The following is a 650-nucleotide window of genomic DNA, read 5'->3' as shown; positions in this document are numbered from 1 at the left end:
GTACCAACCACATTGCTCGGCAAGTTTTATGAAGCCTTCTCCTTCGGGCGTCGGCAGTATAAAACTGGCGGTGGCGGCATCAGTTGTTATCTCGAAACAACACTGGGCAAGTTGAAGGTGATCCAAGCTGTCGGTGTGTCTAGCGGTGGCTCTTTGACTTTGCTGTGCCTGTTCACCAGAGTTGAAGTAGGGCGGATTACAAATTATGGCATCAAATTGCTGCGAGAAATCCGTGGTTAACACGCTGTCGTGATGAAGGGAGATACGATCTTGCCAAGGCGACTGCTCAATATTGACTGTGGCAGCATCAATGGCGTGCTGATCAATATCGATCGCAGAGATTGAAGTATCCTCAAAACGCTGCGCAGCCATCAAGGCCAACAGACCTGTTCCTGTCCCTATATCGAGTACTAATGATTCAGGGGCAAGGTTAATCCATGATCCGAGTAGTACTCCATCGGTGCTAACAGGCATGCCGCTCTGTCCTCCGTAAATAGAGAACCTCTTAAAATTGAAGCTTTTAGTATTTATCGTTTTGTCTTTCATGAATATTCTGATTATCGAGATATTTTAAGTGATTAGCTCTAATGTTAACTATTTGTGTAAATTAATATTCTAATTGCTTATCTATTGTTGCTAACAATGATTGG

Annotated in this window: 1 protein-coding gene; it reads right to left on the bottom strand. The window is 43.8% G+C overall.

Annotated elements, in window-relative coordinates; genetic code table 11:
• Window positions 1-546 (bottom strand): tRNA1(Val) (adenine(37)-N6)-methyltransferase (locus AB4232_RS22725; protein WP_372088123.1); only part of this gene is annotated, 546 nt, incomplete at its 3' end.
• Window positions 547-650 lie beyond the last annotated feature (104 nt).

The sequence above is a fragment of the Vibrio sp. 10N.286.46.A8 genome (genome assembly GCF_041470165.1).
Lineage (GTDB): Bacteria > Pseudomonadota > Gammaproteobacteria > Enterobacterales > Vibrionaceae > Vibrio > Vibrio tasmaniensis_A.
The sequence above is the reverse complement of the archived record's forward strand: the minus strand, read 5'-3'. Positions and strand labels throughout refer to the sequence as shown.